General features: G+C 42.9%; 4 protein-coding genes. 1 reads left to right on the top strand and 3 read right to left on the bottom strand.

The window, feature by feature from the left end; translation table 11 throughout:
* Positions 1-185 precede the first annotated feature (185 nt).
* From QVA83_RS09785 to QVA83_RS09795, 3 genes are all read right to left on the bottom strand, one after another.
* Positions 186-2111, bottom strand: coding sequence for a GGDEF domain-containing protein (locus QVA83_RS09785; RefSeq protein WP_287498418.1), 1926 nt, complete (start codon positions 2109-2111; stop codon positions 186-188).
* Positions 2112-2295: 184 nt separating this feature from the next.
* On the bottom strand, positions 2296-3408 hold the full coding sequence (locus tag QVA83_RS09790; RefSeq protein WP_287498419.1) for a hypothetical protein: 1113 nt from the start codon (positions 3406-3408) through the stop codon (positions 2296-2298).
* Between the two features lie 185 nt (positions 3409-3593).
* Positions 3594-4394: a PaaX family transcriptional regulator gene (locus QVA83_RS09795; protein WP_061486317.1), complete on the bottom strand. Its 801-nt coding sequence runs from the start codon at positions 4392-4394 to the stop codon at positions 3594-3596.
* A gap of 249 nt (positions 4395-4643) precedes the next feature.
* Here QVA83_RS09795 and QVA83_RS09800 point away from each other — a divergent pair, with 249 nt between their 5' ends.
* Entirely contained in the window at positions 4644-6326 is a 1683-nt protein-coding gene (locus QVA83_RS09800; protein WP_287498420.1) for an acyl-CoA dehydrogenase family protein, read from the top strand.
* The last annotated feature ends 91 nt before the right edge of the window (positions 6327-6417 follow it).

The raw sequence follows: 6417 nt of genomic DNA on the forward strand, positions 1-6417 counted from the left end.
GATGAATACATTATGAACAATACTTTCAAAAAATAAAGCATTTTTCGTAATTTAATTACAGAAACAGCAAAATAAACAGACAGATCACGACAAAACTGAAAGTTATTTACAAAAACAAACATATTTTATATAAAATTTTACATATAAGTCTTTTTAGTTACAGATTTCCAAAAGGTCTACTAGGGTTAAACTTCCACTATTTGAGGTGGTTCATTGAAGTTAGATCGAACGACTTTATCCCTCCCACTGCGTTTCGCCTCATAAAGAGCTTGGTCAGCATCATTTAACCATTCGTTAAGAGACTTAAATCGAACATCAAATGCTGATACACCTATACTTACTGACACTTTTCTTTGTCCAAGCAAAGTACAGTCCTCTAGCTCTCTAACTTTAACTCTGATCCTCTCTGCTATATCCATGGCTTGCGCAGCATTTAGGTTATTAAGTATTACTGCAAATTCTTCACCACCGTAACGACCTGCATAATCTCGCTCTCTAATACAGTCCATCACTTGCCCAGAGACCATAGAAATAACTTTGTCACCCACTGTATGACCGAAGTTATCGTTAATAGATTTGAACATATCGATGTCAATAAAAAGCAGTACTGCCTCTTCGCTTCTACGACTCTTACTCAACATGGAGAACGTTTGCTCCAGTTTCATTTGCAAGAATCGACGGTTGAGCATTCCCGTTAATAAGTCTGTTTTGTTTGCGATTTCAAGCTTTTCGTAGGCTTTTCTCTTGCTTACAATCATTTTGACTAAGAATATCGCCATCAATGAAATGGAAACGATACAGAAAACAAGGAGTTGATTAGTTTGTTCTAGCTGACGTGCTTTGTCTCTTGAATCAAATAGTGCCTTACGCTCCTGCTCTTTCGCATTCGTTAGCTCCTCCAAGTAATTCAAACGGTCCATTGTTACGTCAAAGCGGAATCGCCTAAACTCGGCTTGAATCTGCTTTAATGCACTCGCAACGTTACCTTGAGACGATGAAAGCAGTGTGTTGGCAATTTTGAATTCTGAAGGCTCGTCTAAGCCATTAGAATTAAGTACGTTACTTAAATATTCTGACAATTGATTTGCTCGCTCTAGTTGACCAAGGGAGGCGAGTAACTCAACTTTCAAAAACTTACCTTGTAACTTCCAGCGCTCGGGTACTGAATTGTGGCCATTTTCAGCCTGCTCCAACAGTACGAGAGCTTCTTTGTTTTTGCCTAATAAGAATAATTGTTCAACTTTCTTTAGTGAGGCAAAGTAGATCTCGTTTTGATCCTCAGATGCGGTCGCGTAGGCCAAATATCGATCGGTGTAAGTGCCTACAATATTGGGGTCACCTATTTGCTTTAGAAAGTAGCTAATAACGTTGTAAAAATGAATGAAGTATTTAACGGGTATATCATGAGCTTCACAGAAGTCTATATATCGATTTAAAAGCTCAATTTTGATAGAGGGAACGTTTTCTACTACATAGGCAGCGTGTAAACCCATCATCAAATCCCCCACTCCAGAGTTATTTTCAGATAAATAGTTTACTTCCGTGCCAAGAAGCATGGCCTCTCGACTACTCCTTTCAGATAGCGCGACAAAAACAATATAGTTGAACTTGAGTGCGTCTTTTACCTGTGAAGAGAGTCCGGAATAGTACCTTTTTAAATCATCACTTCCAGCGCGCTTCCCTTTGACCCTGTCCAAACGGCTGAGAATAGCGATTTCGGATAGCTTCGCAAAAGCGAGTTGGCTTTCAGACTTCGTATTCAGAGCGTTTTGTTCAATTGCCTTTACTTGCTCTAGTGCGAGTGAATATTCGTCGTAAGATATATAGTAATACATCAACAATTTACTCAACTCGAACTTTGATTGAAGCGGCGAACTCAATGCACCGAGTTTATGGAGTTTATCTTGAGAAGATGCATCTAATTTATTGGCTAACCGTTCCAATAATTTTTCAGCGCTATCGGCATAAGTCCTATCAGCATTCAATTCAGAAAAATCATTGATATTAGCTAACGCCTGTAGACTGAAAAGACAGGTGATCAATAGATAATGTTTGAGGCGCATTTGAGTTGACTTGATTTGAAGGGAATATAAGGACTGAGAATGCTTCACGACGTGCTCCCCTATTTTAGTTATAACTTAATGTATAGCACTAAAACTTCTTTAAGGAGCAAACGCTTACCTATACTTCAGCAAAAACGTCGAAAAAGAACCAACATTTTCATCCTAGCAAACTTTTAACTAGCCTCTAGGCTCGAAGCATCAGCAAACCCTTATATTACTCTAATTCGTCAACTTAAACAATTAAGTCATGCATCCAATTTAGTGAAGGCAACTGCTGCTCTGGTTGGTAAAAGAGTCGATTTAGTCTACCTAATAAATTAACCGAACGGCTGGGATCGTGCGCTTTAACCCTATGCTCACTTTCGGTTAGCATGAACTCCCAAGGCTGAAGATTGAGTTCGTCTACTTCTTCCTGCCTAACGCCCAGTGATTGCAATGTTGACAAAATTCGCTCCGTTTTACTTTCGGCAATAGGAATGATTTCGTTGCCGTATAAATCATCGAGCGGCGCATTGATAGCTTCTAACGTGTGATTTATTGCTGCCCACACTTCATCGTGGTCAAACGCCCAACCTCGCGGAGCATAGTACCCCTCTATTTCCCACTCAAACTCTGCGTTGCTTACAGCAATAGAGCTTTCTGCTTCAGGAGAATAAGCTAGATCGGGTTTAGCGCCAATGTTGTAGGCGTCTACACTCATGGCGCCGCAAATTATCAAATCACCACAATGTTGCTTGTTTGTGTAAAGCGCTTCAAATGCTGCCCGCTTAACCCCCATCCAACCGTGTACTCTTGAGGGTTGTTCAACAAAGTGTCTTACATCATCGGGTAAGTCTTCGCCATAGGCATTGATGAGCAAAGGAAGCGGATTTTGATCTGGCGCTTCGTCTGGCATCCACACTTCATATTCTTGTCGGTTGTCAGCTTTTCCGCGACTTTTAATTCCGAACGACAAATTCACAGGGCGGCAAATACTTCTATCTTCATCCACTTTGTGAAAATACTCAGAACGCATACGTTTAATAAATGGCGCGTCTAGGCCAGCCAACGCTGCCGTTGGGTAGCGATAGCCTATTTCACTATGCTCAACCATATGTAACGTGGGAATAGCCTGTGTCAGCTTATTCTTCAAACCCGACAACGCATGAACTTTAGGCAGTACAATGCTTCTCTCTGGCTCTATGGTAAGCCGACTTCCATCTTCGGTTACGAACTTTGGCGTTTTATGAAATTCATACCCCGTAAACCCCAAGGTATCTACAGCGGCGTTTCGATACTGAGAAAGCTCATTGAAAAGCGCTGTATGATTGCGAATATGCTTAAATAACGGTCTTGATGCGGTCATCTTCTCTCCATTTACGCTACTTCCATTAGAGCTAATTACACTTAGCGTTCTATGCGGCCAAATAATTACTTACCGTCTCATCTTTCTGACTGTTCTCACACAATACATCTATATGTGAAATTTACGCTCAACTGTGTGTAACGTATCTGTAACCCTCTTTTTGAGCTGTTTACCTTTAATCTCGCTTAGTTTTGATTTAAAAAGCGGTGCCAAATTTGTGCGCCAGCATCATCGTACCGTTTTACTAGATTACGGTAGCGCTCACGCATTGCTACATCTGCAAGTGGCGATGGCAATAAGGGGTCAAACACCAAGTGGTATAACGCCCTGTCTCCTATCACATAAGATTCTTTGGTTGCTTCTTCAAGGGGTAAAGACGTTAATCGAGCAAGGGATTCCTCTATTTCGATGCATCCGTCTTTATAAAGTGCCTCTAGGTTTAGGTGGCTCCATAATCCCATCGCCCTGCTGTGTACTTTAGTGTCAAAGTCACTGGCACTAAACACGAGCGCCTTTTTCGATAGACCAAGTGTGTAAAGTTTGTCTCTTACTTCGCCTGCTCCGCCAGAGAAATTGTTCGGTCTGAGGTAAACGTCGTTTGTCAGCTTTCTCATCCCCAAAAGCTTCAGCGCTCGTTCATTATTTCTGAGCTGCTTTTTATCACTTTTAGGAAGCGTGCTGGTTTGAGCGACAACCCAATCGTTTTGCCAGGGTACAAGCCCATCCTCATCCTCTCGCCACTGATGAATTTCCTTTGCAAAACGAATGCCTTTGTCGCCCAGCTTGTAAAAACCGCGTTCAACCAAGGTAATAAGCTGTGCAGACTGTAAACGCGTGAGCGTTACCCGAATGTTATTTTCAGAAATACCAAACAGCGCCCCTACGCGAACAGCTACGCTGGCATTCATTTGAATATTGTCACGGGAGCCCAATAGCTTTAGCAGTAGCTTTCTTGCATTGGGCTTTTTCTGTTTTTCTAATTGCAAACTCTATTTACTTCTTTGTCTCAGATAGGACGTAATTTTAATTAAAATATAAGTTGGCTTAAGGCCAAACATATACGCATTCATCATTATATAAACACGCGCCGTGCACAAATATTACATGAAATATCAATTTACAACTATCAATGTAATGTTCTAAGGTAGTACTTGGAAATAGTGCTTTAACGTAGCCCTTTAACGTAAAAGCCCATTTCAAGGGTACACCTTGAATATTCACCAAATGGAAATGCCATGACTTCATCAAATCGATTTGTTACTCACGTTGTAGAAAACCAACCCACCATTTCCACGCCCTACAATTTATGGCGTGATGACACCTTACTGCGCGTGTTAGTCGAGCAGCATTTGCCATCATCCCACCAGCATGACGAAGGGTTATTAGGCCAGTATGGTCAAATCGCGGGGGATGCACTTATGGCTCACGGAGAGCTTGCTAATAAGAATAAGCCAACTCTCCACACATTCGATCGCTATGGCCGCCGCATTGACGATGTTGAGTTTCATCCCAGCTATCATGCGCTTATGGAAAGTGCGATGCAGCACAATGTACACAACTATTCGTGGAAGCATGAAGGCATTGAAGGCGCACACACCTTCAGGGCAGCGCTAATGTATATGCATTATCAGGCTGAGTCTGGCACGTCTTGCCCGCTGACTATGACCCACGCAGCTATTCCGGCCATGCGGTATGGAAAGCAGCTGCCACCCGTATACCTAGAGAAAACCATTAATGGTGTTTATGATCCTCGTTCCCTGCCAGCTAGTCAGAAACATGGACTGACCATTGGTATGGGGATGACTGAGAAACAAGGTGGGTCGGATGTTAGGCGTAATACCACTACAGCGGTTAAACAGGCTGATGGAAGTTACCATATCGTAGGGCACAAATTCTTTTTCTCAGCCCCCATGTGCGACGCTCATCTTATACTTGCGCAAGCCGAAGGCGGACTAAGCTGTTTTTTACTACCTAGGTTGTTGGAAAATGGTGCACTCAATAACGTGCGAATTCAGCGTTTGAAAGACAAGCTGGGTGACTGGAGCAATGCATCGTCTGAAGTTGAATTTCAGGAAGCCACGGCATATTTGATTGGCGAAGAAGGCCGTGGTGTGCCGGTGATCATAGATATGGTGTCGCTTACGCGGTTAGACTGTATGATTGGCTCATCAGCACTTATGCGACAATCACTGATTCACGCCTTACACCACGTAAGTCATCGCGACGCATTCGGCAAGACCTTAGTCAATCAGCCTTTAATGCAAAATGTGTTGGCAGACCTCACCATTGAATGTGCAGCTGCTACTGCACTCACTATGCGCGTTGCCAAAGCGGTTGATAGTGCATCGAGCGATAATCATGAAGCTGCACTGGCAAGGCTGGCCACCGCCATTGGAAAATACTGGGTTTGTAAACGCACGCCTATGTTTGTTAACGAAGCTCAAGAGTGTTTAGGCGGTATTGGTTACGTTGAAGAAAACCCCATGCCACGATACTATCGCCAAGCGCCTCTGAACTCTATTTGGGAAGGAAGCGGAAACGTACAATGTTTAGATGTACTGCGCGCACTCGCCAAAGAGCCCAACGTTAAAGAGGCTTTGTTTAGTGAGCTTAAAACACAAGCAGGCAAAAACAAGCACTATGATATTCATCTTAGTAAGCTATTCGACGAGCTATCAAACACGCAGAATATGGAAACGCGCAGCCGATATTTAACAGAACAAATGGCGCTAGCGCTACAAGCATGTTCACTTCTTGCTACGTCACTTAATAACGACAACGCCCTTATCGACATTGCCCACACCTTCTGTGAATCAAGGCTTGGCAATGCATGTTGTTTTGCCTTGGGTACATTACCCGACACCACACCGTTTGAGAAAATTATTGCCTTTGGGCAGGTATCGTCTAGGGCCTGTTGACCTTTGGTGTACGAATTTTGGTCTAAATGGAAGCCTTTTAATCGCGAAACAGTCCTGCAAGCCTAGCGGGCTAAGTTAAAGGACTGTGACA

This window comes from Alteromonas sp. AO-Serp, assembly GCF_017849675.1.
Classification (GTDB): Bacteria; Pseudomonadota; Gammaproteobacteria; order Enterobacterales; family Alteromonadaceae; genus Alteromonas; species Alteromonas macleodii.